Source organism: Streptomyces curacoi (genome assembly GCF_001513975.1).
Lineage (GTDB): Bacteria > Actinomycetota > Actinomycetes > Streptomycetales > Streptomycetaceae > Streptomyces > Streptomyces curacoi.
On the sequence record NZ_KQ947992.1, the window covers coordinates 221,212 to 243,526 of the forward strand.

Consider the following 22,315-nt stretch of genomic DNA (forward strand, 5'->3'; position numbering starts at 1 on the left):
AAACCTGACTAAACGCCACATTAGGAGTAATCCGGGAGAGTCGCCCGCCACGCTGGGCCATAGGAGGAGTCCGTAGGAGGAGTCCGTACGAAGAGCCCGTAGGAAGAGCCCGTAGGAGGAGCCCGTAGGAGAAGCGCCCCGACCCTTATCGCAGCGTCAGCCTCGCGACCGCCCCACCGTCCACGGCGTTCGAGAACGTCAGCCGCGCCCCCAGCACCTCCGCCTGCCCCAACGCGATGGTCAGACCGAGCCCGTGCCCCTTGGCCCCGCCCTCCGTACGAAACCGTTGCGGCCCGTGCGCGATGAGATAGTCCGGAAAGCCCTCGCCGTGATCCCGCACCGTCACCACCGGACCGTCCACCGTCAGAACGACGGGCCGGCGCCCATGCTTGTGGGCATTGGCAACCAGGTTCCCCAACACCCGCTCCAGCCGCCGTCGATCCGTCTCGACCACGACGTCCCGTACGACGACGACCTCGGTCTGGGTCCCGGACGCCCGCACCACCCGCTCGGCCAGCGCCCCGAGCGGCTCGCTGTCCAGCTCCACCCGCTCCCGCCCGGTGTCCAGCCGCGAGATCTCCAGCAGATCCTCCGTCAGCGTGCGCAACGCGGCCACCCGGTCGCGCACCAGCTCGGTCGGCCGCCCCGGCGGCAGCAGTTCGGCCGCCGCGTGCAGCCCGGTCAGCGGCGTCCGCAGCTCATGCGCCACGTCCGCCGTGAACCGCTGCTCGGCGAGCAGCTTGCTCTGCAGCGACGACGCCATGGAGTCCAGTGCCACGGCGACGGCGGCCACCTCGTCCTGCGGCCTGGTCGGATCCTTCGTACGGGGGTCGTCCACCCGCGCGTCCAGATCGCCTCCGCTGATCCGCCGGGCCACCCGGGCCGTGGCGTGCAGCCGCCTTGTCACCCGTGTCACCGCGAACGCGCCCACCAGCAGCGTCGCCCCGATGGCCAGCCCCGACGACCACAGGATCGCCCGGTCCAGCCCCTCGATGGTGCGGGCCTGCTGCGAGTAGTCGACCTCGACGGCGAGGACCCGCTCGTCGTCGGCCGGGCCCGCCGCCCACATCGTCGGGCGCCCCTGGCGGTCGGCGACCATCGTGCCGCGGTCCCCGGCCAGCGCCAGATCGCGCAGGGACCGGGGCAGCCCCGGCGGATCGAGGCCGACGTGCGGCCCGAGCGTGTCCCCGGCCTCGAACGCCGCCGTCGCGTCCTCCAGCCGGGACAGTGTCAGCTCGCGGGCCTGGCCGACGGTCTGGTTCGTCACCGAGACATGCACGAGGATGCCGAGCAGCGCGGCGAGCGCGCAGCACATCACCGTGATGAAGACGGCGGCCTTCACGGCGAGCGTGCCGGCCCACTGGGGGAGCGCGAGCCTCATGGGGCGCTCGCCGCGGGAGAGCCACCCAGGGGCGAGGCCGATCGCGAGGGGGAGGCGGCGCGGGACGGTGAGGCGGCACGGGAGGGTGAGGCGGCGCGGGACGGTGAGGGGTGCGGCGTCTTCTTGCGCGGCCCGGCGCGCAGCATCTCGTCGTGCGTGAGCAGCATCGCCTTCTGGTCCGCGTCCCAGGTCCACTGCAGCCGGTACTCGTACCCGGCGACCTCGGACGGCGAGCGGATGATCACCGACCGCCCGGCCAGCTCGACGGCGCTGACGGCGTCGTCCCACTCCATCACCTGCACGAGCCTGCGCTTCTCGACGGTGTAGACCCGCACCGCGGTCGTCTTGCCGGGCATCAGCCGGAAACCCACCGTGAGGTCGGGGTGCCCGTCGCCGGTCAGATCCCGGTAGTACGGCTGGAGCACCGGGCAGCTGCCGCGCCCGGCGCCCTTGCCGCACTGGGCCATCAGACTGCCGGTCCGGCGGTACGGCGCGTCGTCGCCCCGGTAGTCCCCCGGGCTCTCGGCGATCTCCTTGCGCACGACCGCCACTGGGTCCACGTCGCGGATGTCGCCGCCGGGTACGGTGACGCCCTTGACAGCCTTCCGGTTCACCTCGCCGATGACATAGGCCGGACTGGACGCCGGCGTCAGCTCCGGCCAGAGCTTGTCCGGGCTGACCGCGGTCTCGGTCGGGCCCGCGCCCTGCAGCCCTCCGGCGTCACCGCAGGCCGTCGCGGCCGCCAGCAGCAGGGCGACGACCACTGCGGTGCGCGTGGGGCGGCTGCGGGGCACGGCTCTCCTGGGGTTCGGGGTGGTTGTCGGCCCCGTACACCCTATTCGTACGGAAGTCCTTTTTGCGCTCCCGGTCGGCGGACGGGCGAACGGCTACTCGGCGAGCTCCTCAAGGAGCCGGGCGGTCGGCAGACCGGCCCGCAGGTACTCGACGAACCGCTCGTTGTGCAGGGCCCACGGAGAGCGGCGGGAGCGTATCAGCTGGATCGCCTGTTCGGCGGGGTGGCTCCGGCGGATCAGGGCGTGGGCGATGACCAGCCCCGAGCGGTTGTACCCGTGGTAACAGCGGACGAGGACCCTGCGGCCCTCGTCCAGTGCCTCGCACGCCGCCTCGGCGAGCCGTATCACCCCCGCGAGCTGGGTGCCGTCCAGCGGGCCGTCCGGTATCGGCCACACATGGTGCTCGACACCGGCGTCGGGCCCGTGCCCCGGCAGCCGCAGGAGCGTCTGTACGAGATCGAACTCGTCCCGTACGACGGCGAACTCCAGTCGCCCCGACGGCCCCCGGAACTCGTGCCCGCCCATCCACAGACCGGGCACGATCTCGTTCCACGGACTGCCGGGAGCCGGTACGTCGGGCTGCTTCCTGCGGGTACGCAACGGCGCCTCCCCAACCAACCCCTCCCGGGGGGTCTGCCCAACTCGGCACAAAGGTAACCGGGTTCTTGCCCGCGCAGCGCCCCGCCTGTTCCCATGGTCAGTGGGGTGATGATGCATGAGCGGACTGCGCGTCATACCGGCCTGGCGGCACGGCCAGGAACGGCTCTACGTCTGCCTCACGGACGGGCGGAACATCGCCTGGTACGACCGTGAGGCGGCCCGGGTGAACCTGCTCAGCGAGGACCGCAGAGAGGATGTGCTGGAGGCTCTCGGTCCCTTCATCACCGGCCCCGTGACGGTGGGCCCGCCGCCGGTCCCCACCCCGGCTGAGCTGGCCCGGCTGACCCTCCACCCGGACGACGACCTGGCGCCCAACCGCCCCGGCGAGGCGCTCCTGGTGGCCCTCGACCGGGACCCGGGACCGTCCCACCGGCTGCGCCCCGACCCGCGCCGCCGGGCGCTGACGGCGGAGCAGACGGTCGGCGACGCCCTGGACCGGCTGGACGGCGCGGGCTGGCACGCGCTGCACTCCGTCCCGCTGCCCGGCGGTGACCGCATCCACCACCTGGTGATCGGCCCCGGCGGGCTGTTCGCGGTGCACACCCTGTACGCCCGTAAGCAGAAGGTGACGGTCGCCGACCCGATGGTCTCCCTCGGTCGCCGCTCCCCGAACCCCCTGCTGCGCCGCGTCCGCGCCGACGCCGATCGCGCCTCCCACGCCCTGACCGCCGAGGTCCGCCCGGTCCTCGCCCTGGTCGAACCGGCCGACGTGGCGATCACCGCGTCGCTCCGGGAGGTCAGGGTGCTGACGGACACGGAGGTGGCGGGGCTGGCCCGGCTGGGCGGGGTGCTGAAGCCGGCGGATGTGGAGGCGCTGCATGCGATGGCAAGGGACCGGCGTACCTGGGGTTCCGTCGGCTGAGTGTGCGGGTCGGCCGGGGTTGCCGTCCCCGGGGGCCCGCGGCCCCCGGACCCCCGCTTCGGCCGAGTCAGGGCAACGGACCCGCCCGGTCGGGGTCGAGCAGCGGGGCCAGCAGGTCGCCGTAGTCCTGTAGGCGCGGAGCGAGGTCCGGGGCGAGGAAGGTCAGGTTGCCGGGGGAGCGGCAGTCCGCCACCTCTGCCCAGGTCACCGGGGCGGAGACGGTGGGGGCGCGGCGGGCGCGCAGGGTGTAGGGGGTGGCCGTCGTCTTGCGGGCGGCGTTCTGGCTCCAGTCGACGAAGACCTTTCCGGGCCGCAGGCTCCTGGTCATCCGGTGGATCACGAGCCGGGGCATGGCCTTCTCGGCCTCCACGGCGAGTTCCTTGGCGTACTCGGCGGCCTGCTCGGAGGGGGCGGGCCGGATGGCCGCGGCGAGATGCAGTCCTTTCGAGCCGGAGGTCTTGGCGTAGGCCTCGATGCCGTCGGCGGCCAGCCGCTCCCGTAGCCAGAGGGCGACCTCGCAGCACTCGACCACGGTCGCGGGCGAGCCGGGGTCGAGGTCGAAGACCAGCCGGTCGGCCTCGCCGGGTGCGCCGATCACCCACTGGGGCGTATGGAACTCGGTGACGAGGTTGGCGGCCCACATCAGACTCGCGAGGTCCTGCACGAGCACCATGCGCGCCGGCCCCTCGACGCGGGGGACCTCGGCGGTGGTGACCCAGTCGGGGGTGCCCGGCGGGACGTTCTTGGCGAAGAACACCTGGCCGTCCGGGCCGTCGGGATAGCGCAGGAAGGACAGGGGCCGATCCCGCAGGTGCGGCAGCAGGGCGTCGGCGGTGGTGGCGTAGTAGTGCAGCATCTCGCCCTTGGTGAAGCCGGTCGCCGGATACAGCACCTTCTCCAGATTGCTGAGCGCGAGCCGTCGCCCCTCCACCTCTGTGATCGGCGTCATACGATGAGAATTCCAGATATGCCGCGTGATATCTGAGCAAATCCTGGCAAACCGACCGAAAGGGTGCTGCACGTGCGATCCATATGGAACGGCGCCATCTCGTTCGGCCTGGTCAGCATTCCGATCAAGCTGGTGAACGCCACCGAGAGCCACTCGATCTCCTTCCGCCAGATCCACACGGAGGACGGCGGCCGGATCCGCTACCGCAAGGTCTGCGAGCTGGACGACCGTGAGGTGAGCCAGGCGGAGATCGGCAAGGGGTACGAGGACGCGGACGGCACGATCATCCCGATCACCGACGAGGACCTGGCCCACCTTCCGCTCCCGACCGCGAAGACGATCGAGATCGTGGCGTTCGTTCCGGCCGACCGTATCGACCCGCTCCAGATGGACGCGGCGTACTACCTCGCGGCGGGCGGCGCCCCGGCCGCGAAGCCGTACACCCTCCTGCGGGAGGCGCTCAAGCGCAGCCAGAAGGTCGCGATCGCCAAGTTCGCGCTCCGGGGCAAGGAACGGCTGGGCATGCTCCGGGTCGTCGGCGACGCCATCGCCATGCACGGGCTGCTGTGGCCGGACGAGGTGCGGGAGCCCGAGGGGGTGGCGCCGGATACGAGGGTCACGGTGAACGACAAGGAACTGGACCTCGCGGACGCCCTGATGGACACCCTCGGTGAGATCGACCTGGAAGAGCTGCACGACGAGTACCGCGAGGCCCTGGAGGAGGTCGTCGCCGCGAAGGCCGCAGGGGAGGCGCCGCCGGAGGCCCCCGAACCGGCGCGGGCGGGCAAGGTGCTGGACCTGATGGCGGCGCTGGAGAAGAGCGTACGGGCGGCGAAGGAGTCGCGGGGCGAGCAGCCGGAGGAGGCGGCGGACGTCAGACGCCTGCCCCAGCGCAAGACGGCCAGAGCGGCCCCGAAGCAGACGGCCGGCAAGAAGTCGACGGCGACGACGAAGAAGACGGCGGCCAAGAAGACCGCGGCATCGGCCAAGAAGTCCACGTCGAAGACGGCCCAGGGGGCGAAGAAGACGACCGCGAAGAGCACGGCGAAGAACGCGGCGAAGAGCACGGAGAAGAAGACCCCGGAGAAGAAGACCACGTCCCGCAAGCGCACGGCGTGACGGGGAGCGGGCGGGCGTCTGCCCCGCTGCTCACCGCATCCGCCGCAGCGCCAGCACCGCGTTGTGCCCGCCGAACCCGAACGAGTTGCTGAGCACCAGGTCGCCGTCCTCCGGCAGCGCCCGCGGTGCCCCGCGCACCACGTCCAGGTCGATCGCGTCGTCGACCTCCGCGCAGCCCACGGTCGGCGGTACCAGCCCGTGATGCAGGGTCAGTACGGCGGCGACGGCCTCGACCCCGCCCGCGGCGCCCTGGAGGTGCCCGAGGTGGCCCTTGAGGGTGGTGACCGGCACGGAGCGGCGGCCGAGGACCGCTCGCAGCGCGCCCGCTTCCGCGAGGTCGCCCTCGATCGTCGCGGTGGCATGGGCGTTGACGTGGACGACGTCCACGACATGACCCCCGGCGTCCCGCAGTGCCCGGCGCAGGGCGAGCGCGACCCCGGTGCCGGACGGGTCGGGCGCCGCCATGTGGTGGGCGTCGGCGGACAGTCCCCATCCCGCGGCCTCGCAGTAGACGCGCGCTCCACGGGCCCGCGCGTGCTCCTCGGCCTCCAGGACGAGCACCCCGGCGCCCTCGCCGTTGACGAACCCGGCCCGGTCCTTGGCGAAGGGGCGGGAGGGCGAACCGTCCGCCGGGTCCCCGTCGGCCAGGGCCCGCATCGCAGCGAAGGACGCCATGATCGCCGGCGTGACGACGGCTTCGGCACCGCCCGCGAGGGCGAGGTCGATGCGTCCGTGCCGTATCCGGTCGATCGCCTGCCCTATCGCCTCGGTCCCCGATGCGCACGCGCTCGTCACGGTCCGGGCCTCGCCGGTGATGTGCAGATCGAGCGAGATCTGGGAGGCGGCCTGCGAGGGCACGGTCATGGGGGTGGTGAGCGGGGAGACGGCCCGCGGGCCCTTCTCCCTCAGCTTCCGGTCCCCGCCCACGAGCACGGACGCGTCCCCGAGAATCGCCCCCAGACTCACCCCCACCCGCTCGGGATCGATCCCGCTCTCCCGGGTGCCGCCCGCCGCGAACCCGGCGTCGGCCCATGCCTCCCGAGCGGCCAGCACCCCGAACCGCGCGGCCCGGTTCATCCGTCGCGCCACCGGCCGGGGCAGTAGCTCACCGGGGTCCACGGGCACGACACCGGCGACCCGCACGGGCAGCCCGGCGAACTCCTCCTCCGGCAACTCCCTTATCCCGTGCCGTCCGTCGAGCAGCCCCTGCCACAACTCGCCGGCCCCGACGCCCAGCGGTGTGACGGCCCCGAGCCCGGTGACGACGACCCTCCGGGGCGTGACCGCGGCGGCCTCGCTCCGGGCCCGCGCCCGATGCCGTACGACATAGCCCTCCCGGTCGGCTTCGGCGGCCCACCGTCGCACCTCGTCGTCGGACACGGCCGGGTCCGGGCCCGAGACCTCGTCCAGGTCCCGGTGCCAGACTCCCCACCGCCGCACATACGTCACCTCGACGCCCTGCGGGTCGACCGCCCGCAGGCGGCTCACCCGGTCCCCGTCCCGGAACCCGACCTCGTCGAGCGGGGGTGACGACAGCCGGGGTACGGCCCCCACGTCCACCCGGCGGCAGGCGACCGTCATCCGCCTGGCCCGGCCGACCACTTCCTCGCGGTCCACCCCGCCGAGCGGCGGCCGCAGCGTCACCCGGATCGTCTCCGGCGACTCGGGCAGTGTGTGCGTCACGACGTACCACCGCTGTCGTTCGGCGTCCGGTGGGGACAGGGCGACCAGGTCGCCCGGGACGACCTCTGCGGCGCTGACCGTGTGGGGACTTGTGGGGGGTTCCGGCGCTTCGCAGGACTCGGGCATCGTGTGCGGGCTCCCTGAGGTGGTTGAAAGGGGAACATGCCCGGTTTCCTCGGGGCCTGCACGTCCGGACGGCGAGCCGCCTCGTCACAGCGGTGACAGATGCGAGGTGATGAGCGCGAGCAACTCCTCCTTGCGCGGACCGAGATAGAAGTGGTCCCCCTCGAAGATCCGGACGTCCAGGCCCTCCGTCGTGACGTCCGACCAGGACGAGAGTTCCCCGCGCGCGCACGCCGGGTCGCGATCGCCCCCGCACGCCGTGACGGGAACGCCCAGACGGTGCAGGCGAGCCGGGCGGTACGCCGCCAGCAGGCCGAAGTCCGCGCGCAGCGACGGCATGATCATGGGCCGCAGCTCGGGGTGGTCGTAGACGGCGGCACCCTTGGGGTCCAACAGGCGGACGCGGTTCAGGATCTCGGCGTCGGTCGGGGCCGGGCGGGGCGCGGACTCCTGCGGGAGGCGGGGTCTGGCCCGGCCCGACACGATCAGGCGGGTGAGGGTGCGGCCGGGGACGTCCTCCAGCCGGCGGGCCACCTCGTACGCCACCGCCGAACCCATGCTGTGGCCGAACAGCGCCAACGGCAGGTCGTCGGCCGGCTCCGCCAGCAGGGCCATGGTGATCGCGTCCGCCAGCTCCTCCAGCGTGCTCGCGCACGGGTCGTACAGGCGGTCCTGGCGGCCGGGGTACTGCACCGACACCACCTCGATCTCCGGTGGTGTCAGCGCTCCCCAGTCATGGAAGAAGCCCGCCGCCCCGCCGGCGTGCGGAAAGCACACCAGGCGGATCCTCGCGTCCGGTTCGCTCAGGCCCCTGAGCCAACGGGTCGTGCTGTCCGGCACGGTCATGACTCCGCCTCGAACTCGGAGAGGAGGGCGTCCAGAGCGCCGTCCGCGTCACCGCTCTGCTTCATCCCGACGATCCGCGTCGTCATGTCCTTCAGCGTGACCGGCTCCAGGAACAGCTGGATCGGTACGTCGATGCCCACCTCGTCGCGGAGCCGTCCGGCGAGATGAACGGCCGTCAGCGAGTCGCCGCCCGCCTCGAAGTACGTCTGTGCCAGACCGGCGGCCCCGTCGAGGTCGAGCGCCTCGATCACCAGCCGGGCCACCGTGGCTTCGAGTTCGCCCGCCGGGCCCGGGGGCGAGGGATCGGGCGCCTCCGGCTCCGGGGACGCCTGTGCCGGTGGTTGTCGGAGCGTCAGCGCGCCATGGCTCTCCCCCGCGAACGGGTAGGTGGGGAGCCGCACCCGCCGTACCTCCCCGTCGAGGACCGGCCAGGCCACCTCCTCGCCGCGCAGCCACGCCTCGCCCAGGGCGTCGGCCGTGGTGCCCAGGCGGCCTCCCGCAAGCTCCGTGAGCCTCTCGGCCGCCTCCTGCGGCTCGCCGGCCACGACGTACGCGCGTACCGGCATCGCCACCCGGCCGGTACGGAGGGTGTGCGCGACAGCGGCCAGGGACGGGGCGTCCGCAGCGCGCAGCCGCTCCGCCAACCGCTCGGCGAGCACGGCGAGTTGCGGCTCCGTGCGGGCCGACAGGGGCAGGACCACCGGCTGCCCGGCGGCACGCGGGCGCGGCCGGGGCTCGGGCGCCTCCTGCACCACCACATGCACATTCGTACCGCCGATGCCCACCGAGGTCACCCCCGCCAGCCGTGGCAGGCCCGTCCGGCTCGGCCACTGCTCCGCCTCGGTCACCAGCCGCAGCGGGGACTGCCGGAGGGCGGCGACCGGGCTGGTGACGTCCACCGTCGGCGCCAGCGTGGCGTGCTCCAGCATCAGGATCGTCTTGATCAGCGCCGCCGCCCCGGCCGCCGCGTCCGCGTGGCCGATGTTCGACTTCACGGAGCCGAGGCCGATGCCCGCGCCGCCCGCGAAGGCCGCACTCGCCGCCTCCAGCTCGATCCGGTCCCCGAGCTCGGTCCCCGTCCCGTGCGCCTCCACGTACTGCGCCGCCGACGGCTCCAGCCCCGCCGCCGCCCACGCCTCCGTGATCGCGGCCGTCTGCTGGTCCACCCCGGGCGCGGTGAACCCCACCTTGCCGGAACCGTCGTTGGTGACCGCCGTGCCCCGGATCACCGCGCGCACCGGGTCACCGTCGGCCAGCGCGTCCTCCAGCCGGCGCAGCACCAGCACGCCCACCCCGCTGCCGGGGACCGTACCGGCCGCCTTCTCGTCGAAGGGGCGGCAGCGGCCGTCCGGGGAGAAGATCCCGCCCTGGTAGTGGACGTATCCCTGCCTGCGCACGCTGCCGAGGGCCACGCCGCCCGCGAGGGCGGTGTCGCACTCGCCGAGGAGGAGCGCCTGGACGGCCAGGTGGACCGCCGTGAGGGACGTCGAGCAGGCCGTCTGGACCGTCATGCTGGGCCCGTCCAGGCCCAGCCGGTAGGAGATCCAGGGCGCCAGGAACTCGCGGTCGGTGAGGATACGGACCTGGAGGGCGCCGATCGACGCCGCGAGCGCCGGGTCCGTGCCGGCCGCGAGCGCGTGCTCCGTCGGGCTGCCGCCCACGTACACGCCGGTGCGGGGCGGCGCGTTCAGCGGGGCGTGGCCCGCGTCCTCCAGGGCGGCCCAGGCGGTCTCCAGCAGCACCCGGTGCTGCGGGTCCAGCGCCGCCGCCTCGGTGCGGCCGAAGCCGAACAGGTCCGCCTCGAAGCGGTCCGCGTCCGGCAGCCGGCCCTGGACGGCGACGTAGGCGGGGTTGCGCAGCTCCGCCGTGTCCGCTCCGTCGGCCAGCAGCTCCTTCTCGGTGAAGGTGGACAGGGAGCAGACGCCGTCGCGGAGGTTGGCCCAGTAGGCCTCCAGGTCCGGCGCGCCGGGGAAGCGGCCGCTCATGCCGACGACGGCCACCGCGGATTCGAGACCCCGCGTCGGGTCCTGCGTCGGGACTTCCTCGGTCGTCATCGTGTCGTGCCTTTCCTGGAACGGAGCTTGTGCAGGGCCGCCTGGCGCTCACGGCGGGCGCTGCCTCGCCGGGCCGCTTCCTCATGGGGCGCGGGGTGGGGTGCGGTGTCCTCGGCCGGGGTGTCGAGCCGGGCCGCCACGGCGGCGACCGTCGGGTGCCGGAACAGGTCCATCAGGGTGAGGTCCCGGTACTCGGGGTGCTCCTGGAGCGCCGCGAGCACGGCCAGCAGCCGTATTGAATTGCCGCCCAGGTCGAAGAAGTTGTCGTGGACGCCGACCCGGTCCAGGGTCAGCACCTGCTGCCACACCCGGGCCACGCGCCGTTCGGACTCGGTGCGGGGAGCGGCGTACGCCTCGCCCGACCCGCGCCGCGCCGAAGGCGGTTCGGGCAGCCGCGACCGGTCGATCTTGCCGGAGCGGTTCAGCGGCAGCTCCGGCACGCGCACGAAGACCTCGGGGACCATGTAGCCGGGCAGCCGCACGGCCAGATGGGCCCGCAGTGCCGCGTCCGGCACCTCGCGGGAGGTGACGACGTACGCCACGAGCCGCTGCTCCGCCCCCTGGCCGCGTACCGCCGCCGCGGCGACCGTGACCTCGCCACGGCCCGCCAACAGGGCCTCGATCTCGCCGAGTTCGATCCGGTGGCCGCGCAGCTTCACCTGGGAGTCGCCGCGGCCGAGATAGTGCAGAACGCCGTGCGCGTCGATGCGGCACAGGTCTCCGGTGCGGTACATCCGGCTGCCGGGCGGCCCGTACGGGTCGGCCACGAAGCGTTCGGCGGTCATGCCGGGCCGGCCGATGTAGCCGCGGGCCAGGGAGGCACCGGCCACGTAGAGCTCGCCGGTCACGCCGACCGGGACCGGACGCAGCCGCCGGTCCAGGACACGGGCGCGGGTGCCCGGGACCGCCCGGCCGATCACCACCGGTTCCCCCGGGCGCAGCTCGGCCGTGGTGGAGTACACCGTGGCCTCGCTCGGACCGTACGCGTTGACGATCCGGCGGCCCTTTTCGCCGAGCCGCTCCACCAGCTCGGCCGGACACGCCTCGCCGCCCACCGCGAGCGTGCGCAGCCCGGGCAGGGCGCCCGGGGCGCGGGGCAGGGTCATCGCGGCTGACGGCGGCAGGAAGACATAGGTGATACCGGAGTCCCTGAGCCGGGCCTGGAGCGCCTCGCCCAGCCGCTCGTCCTCCCGCGCGATGTGCAGCTCCGCGCCCGCGACCCAGGGGAAGAACAGGTCGGAGACGGCCACGTCGAAACCGAACGACACGAACTGCAGCACGCGGTCGGTCTCCGTCACCGGGAACACGGGGCGCACGTTCACCGCGAGGTTGAGCAGGGCGCGGTGCTCGACCGCCACGCCCTTGGGGACGCCGGTGGAGCCGGAGGTGTAGAGGACGTACGCGAGGTCACTGGGCGCGCACGCCACCGGGTCGACCGCGGCAGTCGGTTCGGTGTCCTCGTCCACCCGCAGCCCCGGGACGTCCGACCCCGTCAGGCCCGTCGTCCCCTCCGCCGTGAGCAGCAGGGACGTGCCCGAGTCGGCGACCATGTGGGCGAGGCGGGCGGCCGGGTGCGCCGGGTCCAGCGGCACGTACGCGGCACCCGCGCGCAGGACCGCGAGGGCGGCGACGGCCATGTCGGCGCCGCGGGGCAGCAGGAGCCCGACGCGGTGCCCCCGGCGGACGCCTTGTGCGTGCAGCCGGGCGGCCAGGTGGTCGGCGCGTCGGAGGAGTTCGGCGTACGTCAGACGCACATCGCCGCAGACCAGTGCGGTGGCCTGCGGCCGTTCGGCGGCACGGTCCGCCACGAGGTCGGGTACCAGGCGCTGCGTGGTGTGCGCCGCGTCCCGTCGTCGGGCGTCTGCGGGCTCGGCGTGGCCGGCCGCGCAGTTTCCCGCGCCCCTGAGGGGCGTCGCAGTCCCCTGGGCCAGCAGCCGCTCCCTCTCGTCCGCCGGGAGCATGTCGATGGCCGACAGGGGCGCCTCGGGCCGCTCCAGCAGACCGTCCAGCAGCGTCTCGAAGCAGCGCACCCAGTGCCGTACCGTCGCCGCCTCGAACAGGTCGCTGCGGTAGATGAGATACGCGGCGAGGTCCTCGCCCCACCGCTCCACCTGGAGATGGAAGTCGAACTTGGCCGTGGCCAGCGGCACATGGACCCGCTCGACCTCCGCGCCGGCCAGCCCCAGCGTCAGCTCCGTGTCGTCGTCGTAGCCGAACACCACCTGCACGACCGGGTCGTGGCTGATCTCCCGGGCCGGGGCCACCGCGTTCACGACCGCCTCGAAGGGGGCGTCCTGGTAGGGCTGGGAGTCCAGCAGCGCGGTGCGCAGGCGGTCGATCAGGCCGTGGTACGACGGGTCGCCGGACAGGTCGATGCGCAGGGCCAGGGTGTTGGTGAGCATGCCGACCATGTCCTGGAGTTCGGGGCGGTCCCGGCCGGAGACGGGGAAGCCGATCACCAGGTCATCGGCGCCGGACAGACGGCTCACGAACGCGGCGTACGCGGCGAACACCGCCATGAACGGCGTACCGCCGCGCGCCCTCGCGGTCTCGGCGACCCGCTCACGGACCCGGGCCGGCAGCGTGAACCGCTCGGTGCCGCCCGCCGCCGAACGCACCGCCCCGCGCGGCCGGTCCAGCGGCAGCGGCACCGTCTCGGGGGCGCCCCGCAGCCGTTCGGCCCAGTGCGCGACCGAGCCGGCGTACTCGCCGTTCGCCTGCCGCTCCCGCTGCCAGGCGGCGAAGTCGGGGAACTGGAGCGGGAGTTCGGGCGGCGTGTGGCGCAGGCCCTTGGTCTCGTTCTCGTAGGCGGCCGACAGCTCGCGCAGCAGGACGCCCAGCGACCAGCCGTCGCACACCAGGTGGTGGGCGACGAGCAGGATGCGGTGGCTGCCGTCGTCCACGGCGTACAGGGTGCAGCGCAGCAGCGGGCCGGTCGCCGGGTCGAAGGGGCGGGCGGCCTCCGCGCGCATCCGCCGTGCCACCTCGTCCGCCGGTGCGGCGGGCTCGGTGCGCAGCGCGGCCCGGCCCGTCGCCGACACGATCTGCACGGCCGTGCCGTCCTCGGCGGTCCTTACGACCGTCCGCAGCGACTCGTGCCGTGCCACCAGCCCGTCCAGGGCGCGGCCGAAGGCGGCCACGTCGAACGGGCCGCGCACGGCGTACGCGGCGGGCACGTTGTACTGGGCGGTGCCCGGGTTCATCCGGTCCAGGACGAGCAGCCGGGTCTGCGCGTCGGAGGCTGGGAACTCGTACTCCCCGCCCTGTTCCCCGCCCTCCGTGCCGGTGCCGTCCGATGGTTCAGTCGCTGTGTCCAACGGTTCGCTCCCCCTGTGTACGGTTCCGTGCCGCCTTGTGTGCCGCGTCCTGTGCCGCCTTGTGCGTCGCGTCCTGTGCCGCCTTCTCGACGACCGCCGCGATCCGTGCCGCCTGGGGCGGTTCGAAGACGTCGTAGTGCGTGCCCGGCAGGTCGTGGGCGTCGACTCCGGCGGCGCCGCGCAGCCAGCCCGCGACCTTCTCCGCGGTCGTGACGCCCTCGGGGTCCTCCGTCGCGGAGAACAGGGTCACGCGGCCGTCGTACGGCGGCGGGCTCCACGCGCGGTGCAGCCGGATGTGGTGGGCCATGGTGTCCACCAGCGCGTGTGTGCGCGCGTCGTCGAATCCGGCGATCAGGCTCTCGTCGTGCCGGGCCAGCGCGAACGCCTCCGCCCGGGTCGCCGGCACGGGTGCCTCGGGCGCGGTGATGCGCAGCAGCATGCTCAGGACCTTCGCCTCCACGACCGCCGGGTCCAGGGGGATCCGGGCGACCTCGGGCGGCTTGGGCAGGGTGTCCACCACACCGAGCAGCGCGACCTCCTCGCCGGCCCGGCGCAGCGCCACCGCGATCTCGTAGGAGAGCGGCCCGCCGAAGGACCAGCCGATCAGCAGATACGGGCCGTGCGGCTGGAGTGCGCGGATGCGCGCCACGTACGACTTGGCCAGCGCGCCGACGGTGGGCGCCAGCTGGGGGACCCCGGTGCTCAGGGCCGGTGTCTGCAGGACGTGCACCGGGCGGTCCTGGCCGAGCTGTGGGACGAGTCCGCGGTACCACCAGCCGAAGCCGGACCCCGGGTGCACACAGAACAGCGGGGTGCGGTCCGCGCCGCCCGCGCGCAGGGTGAGCACGGGGGCGAGGCTGTCGTCGACGGCGCCCGGACCCGGGCCGCTGAGCCAGTCGGCCAGCGCGGCGGGCGTCGACGCCTCGAAGAGGCGCGGGACGGGGACCCGGACGCCCAGCTCGGCCTTGATACGGGAGGCCAGGCGCAGGGCGAGCAGGGAGTGCCCGCCGGCCGCGAAGAACTCAGTGTCCGGGTGCGCCGGGACGTCCAGCACCTCACCGAAGAGACGGCACAGGCCGCCCTCCAGCCCGGTGCGCGGCGCCCGCGCCGGCGGGGTGATCGCCGACGGGTCCGGCAGGGCCGCCCGGTCGACCTTGCCGTGCGCGGTGAGGGGGACGGCGTCGATGCGGGACCACAGGGACGGGAGCAGGTGCGCGGGGAGGACCCGGGCCGCGTGCTCCCGTACGGCGTCCGGCGTGACGTCGTCCGCAAGGACCAGGTGGGCGACCAGGCGCTTGCCCCCGGCCGGGTCGGGAGCCGCGCCGACCACCGCGCGCACCACTCCGGGACAGCCGGCCAGCGCCGTCTCCACCTCCGCCGGTTCGATCCGGACGCCGCGCACCTTCAGCTGGTCGTCCGCGCGCCCGGCGAACTCCAGGACGCCGTCGGCCGTCCGGCGGGCCAGATCGCCGGTGCGGTACATCCGGCCGCCGGCCGGCCCGTACGGGTCGGCGACTAAACGCTCGGCTGTCTGCCCGGGGCGGTTCAGGTACCCGTGGGCGAGCCCGCTCCCGGCGATGTACAACTCGCCCACCGTCCCGGCCGGTACGGGGCGCAGGAGGCGGTCGAGGACGTACGTACGGGTGTTGTCCAACGGCCGCCCGACCGGCACGGCCGCTCCGGGATCACCGTCGACGGGGTGGGCCGTCGCGAACACCGTCGTCTCGGTGGGCCCGTAGCCGTTGACGACCCGCGTGCCCGGGCAGTGCGCACGCACCCGGCGCACCGCCTCCGGCGCGAGCACGTCGCCGCCCGCCCAGACCTCGCGCGGGGTGCCGAGCACCTCGGGCGCGATCTCCGCGACGGTGCGCAGCAGTTCGGCGGTGAGCCACAGGGCGGTGATCCGCGCCTCGGGCAGCAGCCTCCTGAGCAGGTCGGGGGTGACGGGGCCGGGCGGGGCGACCACCACCGTGCCGCCGTTCAGCAGGGGCACCCAGGTCTCGTAGGTGGCGGCGTCGAAGGTGTGCGGGCTGTGCAGGAGGACGCGCCGGTGGGCGCCGCCCGTGAAGCGGGTGTCGGCGGCGAGTTCGACGACGGCCCGGTGCGGGGTGACGATGCCCTTGGGTTCGCCCGTCGAGCCGGAGGTGTACATCACGTAGGCGGCGGATTCGGGGTGCACGGCCGCCCTCGGAGCGGTCGCGCGGGCGCCGTCCAGGCCCAGCACCCTCACGTGTTCCGGCAGCCGCACCTCCTCGGCCGCGACCGCCACCCGCACGTCCGCCGCCCCCACCAGCGCCCCCAGCCGCCCGGCCGGCGCCCCCCGATCCAGCGGCAGACAGCACGCGCCCGCCTTCAGCACCGCCAGCTGCGCGACGACCATGGCCACGGAACGGGCCAGCGGCAGCGCCACCGTGTCGCCGGGCCGCACTCCCGCCTCCCGCAGCCGCCCCGCCAGCCGGCCGGACGCGGCGTCGAGACCGCCGTACGTCAGCACCTCACCCGCCGACTCGACGGCCGGTGCCTCGGGCGTACGGGCCACCTGCTCGGCGAAGCGCCCGGGGATGCTCAGCGCCCCGGGCAGCGCACGCACCGGGCCCTCGGCGAGGGCGAGCAGCTGCCGCCGCTCCTGCCGTGGGAGGACGTCGAGCCGGTCGGCCGGCGTGCCGTGCGCGGCCGTCAGGACCTCGAAGGCGCGCGTCAGCCGGGTGGCGACCGTGGCCGCCGAGATGCCCCGGCGGCAGCTCACCCGCAGCAGCATCCGCTCCCCGGCGACGACGGCGACCGTCACCGGGTAGTGCGTCGCGTCCCGCGTCCCGACCAGCTCCACGGCCGGCGAGGGGCCTTCGGCGCGCGGGAAGTTCTCGAACGCCAGGACCGTGTCGAAGAGTTCGCCCGCGCCGGCCGCCCGCTGCACCTGCGACAGCCGTACGTGGTGATACGGCGCCAGCCGCAGCCGCTCGTCCTGGACGCGGGCCAGCAGCTCGTCGACGCCCTCGCCGGAGCGCAGCCGGATCCGCACCGGCAGCGTGTTGATGAACAGCCCCACCATCCGCTCGACACCGGGCAGATCATGCGGCCGGCCGGAGACGACCGCGCCGAAGACCAGATCCTTGGCACCGGTCATCCGGGCCAGCACCAGGGCCCAGGCGGTCTGCGCCACGGTGTTGACGGTGACGCCCGCGTCGGCGGCCCGCCGGGCGATCGCCGCTGTCAGCTCGGCGGACAGCTCGACGTCGACCGTGTCCTCCTGGCCGTCCGGCCCGTCGGGGGACAGCAGCGCGGGCCGCGTCAGACCGCCCAGGGCCGCCCGCCAGGCGGCCTCCGCGCGGGCCTGGTCCTGGCCGTTCAGCCAGACCAGGTACTGCTTGAAGGGCACGGCGGGCGGCAGCACGGCGCCCGTCGTCAGCGCTTCCAGATCCCGCGCGAGCAACGGCAGCGACCAGCCGTCGAGGAGGATGTGGTGCAGCGTCAGCAGGAGCTCCGCGCCCTTGTCGTGGCGCACCAGCGCCGCCCGCACCAGCGGGGGCCGGGCCAGGTCGAAGCGGCGGCCCCGGTCCTCGGCCATGAGCCGCGCGAGCTCCGCCTCCGTCCCGTCCGGTGTCCGGCCGGTGAGGTCGGTCTCCGTCCAGGGCACCTTCACCGCGCCCGGGATCACCTGCACCGGCCGGTCGACGTGCTCGTGCCGGAAACACGCCCGCAGATTGGGGTGCCGCTCCAGCAGCCCGGCCACGCCGGCCCGCAGCGCCCCGGCCGGGATGCCGGGGGCGACCCGGAACCGGGCCTGCACCAGATAGGGATCGGGGCGCTCCGGATCGCGCAGGGCGTGGAAGAGCAGGCCCTCCTGGGCGGGGGAGAGCGGCAGTACGTCCGCGATACGGCCGCCCATCAGTCGTCCCCCTCGTCGTCCAGGGCGAAGGCCAGGTCGTCCTCCAGCAGGGCGAGCTGGTCCGAGGACAGGTCGACCAGTGGGAAGTCGGAGCCGGTGTGGCCGCCGGTGCCGTCACGGCGGGTGTGTTCGACCAGCACCTCGATGGCCCGGCACCACAGCCGGGCCAGTTCCAGCACCTCGTCCTCGCCGAGCACACCGCGCGCGTAGGAGAACCCGGCGCTCAGACACAGCCGCCCGCCGTCCCGCTCCAGGACGAGCGCGTCCACCTCCACGGCGTGCCCGAGCGGCAGCGCGTCCGCGGTCATGCCGAGCAGCTCCCCGTCCGCGGTGTCGCCGCCGGAGAACCGGCCCAGGTAGTTGAAGCGCAGGTCCGGGACGGGCAGCGCGGCCAGCCTCGGGGCGGTGTCCGGGTTGAGGTGACGCAACAGACCCCAGCCGAGGCCGCCCGACGGGACCGCCCGCAGCTGCTCCTTGATCTGCTTGAGCGCCGCACCGGCCGCCTCCCGGCCGGGCTGCCAGAAGTCCGCGCCGAGCGCGTCGCCCGCGTCCAGCCGGACCGGGTACTGGGTGGTGAACCAGCCGACCGTGCGCGAGACGTCGGCGGGCCGGGAGAGCGCCTCGCGCCCGTGGCCCTCCAGATGGACCAGCAGGCCGGTGCCGTCGCCGCGCCGCCGGACCGCCGCCGCGGCCAGTGCCGTCAACAGCACGGCGTCCGCGCCGCAGTGGAAGGCCGCGGTCACCTCGGCCAGTGCCGCCTCGGTGACCTCGGGCGTCAGCTCGACGGTGAGCACGGCGCGGCGCGCCCCGACACCCCGGCCGCCCGCGATCCGCGCGTCCGGCCCGGCCAGCATCCGCTCCCACCAGGCCGACTCCGCCTCCGCAGGTTCGGGCCGGACCGCCTCCCGCGCCAGCAGCCGCGCCCAGCGCGCGAAGGAGGTGCCCGGACTGTCCGGCAGTGGTTCCCCGGCGAGCCCGGCCGCCAGCTCGGGGCCCAACAGCCGCCAGGAGACCCCGTCCACCGCCAGATGGTGCACCGTCAGCACGAGCAGTCCCCGCTGCCCGGGACCGGCGTCCAGCCAGGCGGCCCGCAGCATTTCGCCCTTCTCCGGGTCGAGCCGCACCGCCGCCGCCGACTCTTCGGCCACTTGACGCGGTTCGGCACCAGCGGGCAGGGCGACATGATCCACCGTCACCTCGGGGACGGCCTCCGGAACCTCCAGCTCCCCCTCCACCAGGCGCATCCGCAAGGCGCCATGCCGCTCGACCAGCCCGCGCACCGCGGCCTCGACGCGCTCCCGGTCCGTGGCGCACGGCACGGGGAAGACCATCGACTGGGTGAACGCCGTGGCGTCCCCGCCCTGGGCGAGCCACCAGCGCATCACCGGAGTGAGCGGGAAACGCCCCGTGCCGGAGTCCTCCCCGAGGTCCTCCGCCTCCCGTGCCGTCAGCGCGAGCACGGCAGGCGTACGAGCCGTGAAGACATCACGCGGCGTGATGCCGAGCCCCGCCCGCCCCGCCAGCTGGATCGCCATGATGCTGTCGCCGCCCAGCCGGAAGAAGTCGTCGTCGGCACCGACCCGTTCGACGCCCAGCACCTCCTCGAACAGGGCGCACAGGGTGACCTCGCGGACACCCGCCGGGGCACGCCCCAAGTCGCCCGGCCCGCTGCCCGGCGCGGGCAGTGCCGCCCGGTCCAGCTTGCCGTTGGGCGCCAGCGGCAGCTCGTCCAGCACCACCACGTCGGCCGGCACCAGGGCGGCGGGCAGCCGCCCGGCGGCGTACGCCAGCAGCGCGCCCGGCTCCGGTTCGGCGCCGGGGTGGCCCACGACGTACGCGACGAGCCGCGGCCTGCCCGGACGGTCCTCGCGTACGACGGCCGCCGCCTGCCCGACCGAGGGGTGCTGGGCGAGTACGGCCGTGATCTCGCCCGGCTCGATCCGCCGGCCACGGATCTTCACCTGGTCGTCGGACCGGCCCAGGTACTCCAGCTGCCCGTCGTCCCGGCGGCGGGCCAGGTCGCCGGTGCGGTACATGCGCTCGCCGGGCGCCCCGCACGGGTCGGCGACGAACCGCTCGGCGGTCAGGCCCGGCCGGCCCAGATAGCCGTACGCCACACCGGGACCCGCCAGATACAGCTCGCCGCACACCCCGGGCGGCACCGGACGCAGCCGCTCGTCGAGGACGTACACGCGCGTGCCCGGGAGCGGGCCGCCGATGGGCGGTGCCGTGCCGTCGCCGGTCAGGGGGCCGGAGACGGTGGCGGCGACGGTGCACTCGCTGGGCCCGTAGGCGTTGTGGAACCGGCGCCCGCCGACGGCCCAGCGGGCCACCAGATCCGGCGGGCACGCCTCCGCGCCCACGGCCAGCGCACGCAGCTGCGGGTACTCCCCGGCGGGCACGGTCGCCAGCACCGACGGCGGCAGCAGCGCGCAGCTGATCCGCCGGCCGGTCAGCACGTCCGCCAGCTCCTGCCCGGCCAGCGGGCCCTCCGGCGGTACGACCAGCGTGCCGCCGGACCCGAAGGCCAGACACAGCTCGGCCACGGAGATGTCGAAGGCGGGCGAGCCCAGCTGGAGCACCCTGCTGTCGGCGTCCAGCGCCAGCGCCGCCACGAGGCCCTGGGCGAGGGCCGTCAGCCCCGTGTGCGGGACGACCACACCCTTGGGGCGGCCGGTGGAGCCCGAGGTGTGGATGACGTAGGCGGCGGCCGAAGGCGCCAACTCGCCGGTCACCAGCGGCGGTTCGGCGTAGGCCCGCTCGTCGAGGACCAGCGTGGGGACGTCCGTCTCCGGCACCACCCCGGGCTCACCCGCCACCACCAGGACCGGCGCCGCGTCCTCCAGCGCCAGCCGGATGCGCTCCGGCGGATAGTCGGGGTCGATCGGCAGATATGCGGCGCCGGTGCGCTGGACCGCGAGCAGCGCCGGGGGCAGGGCGGCGGTGCGGCCCAGGGCGAGGGCCACGATGCGGCCGGGGCCCGCCCCGTGCCGGGTCAGCACAGCGGCCAGCCGGTCGACCCGCTCGCTCAGTTCGGCGTACGTCAGCCGCAGACCCTCGGCCTCCAGCGCGGGCGCGCCGGGGGTGCGAGCCGCCTGCCGGGCCACCAGGTCGGGGAGGGCCAGCGGCTCGGGGGCGGGGCCGCCGGACGCGAGCCGCGCCAGCCGCCGCAGGCCGGCCTCGGGCACCAGGGCGACCTCGGCGAGCGGCACCCCGGGGTCGGCCGTGAAGCGGCGCAGCAGCTCCAGGTAGGCGTCCGTCCAGTGCCGTACCGTGTCGGCGCCGAACAGGGCCGTACGGATCTCGAAGCTGCCGTCCATGGTGCCGTCATCGGCGTCCCGGACGATGCCCACCAGGTCGTGCTCACCGCCGGTGTGGATGCGCTCCGGCTCACTGAACTCCCGCAGCGCGGCCACGCTGCGCTGCTGGGTGAGATGCATGAAGACCCACTGGAACAGCGGGGAGCGCCCGGCACTGCGGTCGGGCGCGACCGCCGAGACGATCCGGCCCACGGGCACGTCGGCGTTGGCCATCAGCTCCGGGAAGTCCGCGGCGAACCGGGCCAGTACATCGGCGAAGGAGTCCTCCGGCCGGATCCGCCAGCGGGTGGGGATGGCGTTCATGACGTACCCGATGACCCGCTCCAGGCCCTTGGCGGCCCGGTTGGCGGTGGGAGTGCCGAGCACCAGGTCGTCGGCGCCGGTCAGCCGGTGCGCCAGGACCGCGAAGGCGGCCATCAGGACGACGTACACGGAGGCGCCGCGTTCCCGGGCCAGCATCCGCACCGCCCGGGCGGTCGGGGCGTCGACCTTGAACGGGATCTGTGCGATGCCCTCCCCGTCGGACCTGCCGTGTCCGCTGCCCGGCACGGTGAGCGGCCCCGGCGGCTCGGCGAGATAGCGGCGCCAGAAGGCCAGCCGCGTCCCGAAGACCCCGGCCGCCTCCAACTCGCCCTGCCAGGAGGCGAAGTCGGCGTACTGGACCGGCGGCCGGGTGAGCGTCGGTGCCGTACCGGCGCGCAGCGCGCGGTGGGCCTCGGCGAACTCGGCCTGGAGGACGTCGAAGGACCACCAGTCGGCGATGACGTGGTGCAGGCTCAGCATCAGCGTGGTCCGCCGGTCGTCGACCGTGACGTACCGGGCCCGCATCAGCGGACCTCCGGCCAGGTCGAAGGGGCGGCGCCGGAAGGTCTCGAAGGCCTCGGCGATGGTGGTGCCGGTGCCCCGCAGGTCCTCCCGCTCCAGGACGAAGCGGTCCTCGGGCGGGAAGGTGACGGACAGCGCGCCCGGCTCCCCGCCGATGCGGGCCCGCAGGACGTCGTGCCGGGCACGCACCAGCGTCAGCGCGGTCTCCAGCCGGTCCGGGTCGACGGGTTCGACCGTCTCGTCGAAGTGGTAGGCACAGCACAGGTTCAGGGCCGGGGTGCCCGGATACAGCGACTCGTACACCCACAGGTCCTCCTGCGCCGGGCTGAGCCGCACCGGCCCGTCCCCGTCGCGCGGCGGTACGACCGCCGGGATCAGCCCGGCCTGCCCGGACTCCACCAGCCGGCGCATCAGCCGCACCCGCTGCTCACCGCTGAGCGCGCTGAACCGCTCGGCCATCGACGCCCCGGCCGCCCCCGTCGTCCTCGTCACGCCG

General features: G+C 74.4%; 12 protein-coding genes. 2 read left to right on the forward strand and 10 right to left on the reverse strand.

Features of this window, described 5'->3' with window-relative positions:
• Positions 1-145 precede the first annotated feature (145 nt).
• The 3 genes from AQI70_RS29190 to AQI70_RS29200 form a co-directional block, all read right to left on the reverse strand.
• The gene (locus tag AQI70_RS29190; protein WP_062155274.1) at positions 146-1,381 is read right to left on the reverse strand and encodes a sensor histidine kinase; all 1,236 of its coding nucleotides are present in this window, start codon (positions 1,379-1,381) and stop codon (positions 146-148) included.
• On the reverse strand, positions 1,378-2,175 hold the full coding sequence (locus AQI70_RS29195; protein ID WP_062155276.1) for a hypothetical protein: 798 nt from the start codon (positions 2,173-2,175) through the stop codon (positions 1,378-1,380). Before AQI70_RS29195 ends, AQI70_RS29190 begins: the two co-directional genes overlap by 4 nt.
• 93 nt (positions 2,176-2,268) lie before the next feature.
• Complete coding sequence (locus AQI70_RS29200; RefSeq protein ID WP_062155277.1) at positions 2,269-2,775, reverse strand: protein-tyrosine phosphatase family protein; 507 nt, start codon at positions 2,773-2,775, stop codon at positions 2,269-2,271.
• A 115-nt stretch (positions 2,776-2,890) separates the two neighbouring features.
• Between AQI70_RS29200 and AQI70_RS29205 the strand changes: the two genes are divergently transcribed.
• Positions 2,891-3,697, forward strand: coding sequence for a nuclease-related domain-containing protein (locus tag AQI70_RS29205; RefSeq protein WP_062155279.1), 807 nt, complete (start codon positions 2,891-2,893; stop codon positions 3,695-3,697).
• 67 nt (positions 3,698-3,764) lie between these two features.
• Here AQI70_RS29205 and ligD read toward each other — a convergent pair whose 3' ends face one another.
• Positions 3,765-4,646, reverse strand: coding sequence for a non-homologous end-joining DNA ligase (ligD, locus tag AQI70_RS29210; RefSeq protein ID WP_062155280.1), 882 nt, complete (start codon positions 4,644-4,646; stop codon positions 3,765-3,767).
• Between the two features lie 72 nt (positions 4,647-4,718).
• Here ligD and ku point away from each other — a divergent pair, with 72 nt between their 5' ends.
• On the forward strand, positions 4,719-5,765 hold the full coding sequence (gene ku / locus AQI70_RS29215) for a non-homologous end joining protein Ku (protein ID WP_482255594.1): 1,047 nt from the start codon (positions 4,719-4,721) through the stop codon (positions 5,763-5,765).
• A gap of 30 nt (positions 5,766-5,795) precedes the next feature.
• Here ku and AQI70_RS29220 read toward each other — a convergent pair whose 3' ends face one another.
• The 6 genes from AQI70_RS29220 to AQI70_RS29245 all read right to left on the reverse strand — a co-directional run bounded on the left by AQI70_RS29220 (position 5,796) and on the right by AQI70_RS29245 (position 22,311).
• Positions 5,796-7,574: a beta-ketoacyl-[acyl-carrier-protein] synthase family protein gene (locus tag AQI70_RS29220; RefSeq protein ID WP_062155284.1), complete on the reverse strand. Its 1,779-nt coding sequence runs from the start codon at positions 7,572-7,574 to the stop codon at positions 5,796-5,798.
• An 84-nt stretch (positions 7,575-7,658) separates the two neighbouring features.
• Positions 7,659-8,417: a thioesterase II family protein gene (locus tag AQI70_RS29225; protein ID WP_062155288.1), complete on the reverse strand. Its 759-nt coding sequence runs from the start codon at positions 8,415-8,417 to the stop codon at positions 7,659-7,661.
• Positions 8,414-10,471 (reverse strand): polyketide synthase, encoded by a 2,058-nt coding sequence (locus AQI70_RS29230; RefSeq protein WP_062155290.1) that lies wholly within the window; start codon positions 10,469-10,471, stop codon positions 8,414-8,416. The genes AQI70_RS29225 and AQI70_RS29230 overlap by 4 nt, the downstream gene beginning before the upstream one ends.
• Complete coding sequence (locus AQI70_RS29235) at positions 10,468-13,788, reverse strand: non-ribosomal peptide synthetase (RefSeq protein WP_062155292.1); 3,321 nt, start codon at positions 13,786-13,788, stop codon at positions 10,468-10,470. The genes AQI70_RS29230 and AQI70_RS29235 overlap by 4 nt, the downstream gene beginning before the upstream one ends.
• A complete protein-coding gene (locus AQI70_RS29240) occupies positions 13,772-17,674 on the reverse strand; it encodes an amino acid adenylation domain-containing protein (protein ID WP_062155295.1) in 3,903 nt (1,300 codons plus the stop codon). Before AQI70_RS29240 ends, AQI70_RS29235 begins: the two co-directional genes overlap by 17 nt.
• Positions 17,674-22,311, reverse strand: coding sequence for a non-ribosomal peptide synthetase (locus tag AQI70_RS29245; protein WP_159042708.1), 4,638 nt, complete (start codon positions 22,309-22,311; stop codon positions 17,674-17,676). The genes AQI70_RS29240 and AQI70_RS29245 overlap by 1 nt, the downstream gene beginning before the upstream one ends.
• Positions 22,312-22,315 lie beyond the last annotated feature (4 nt).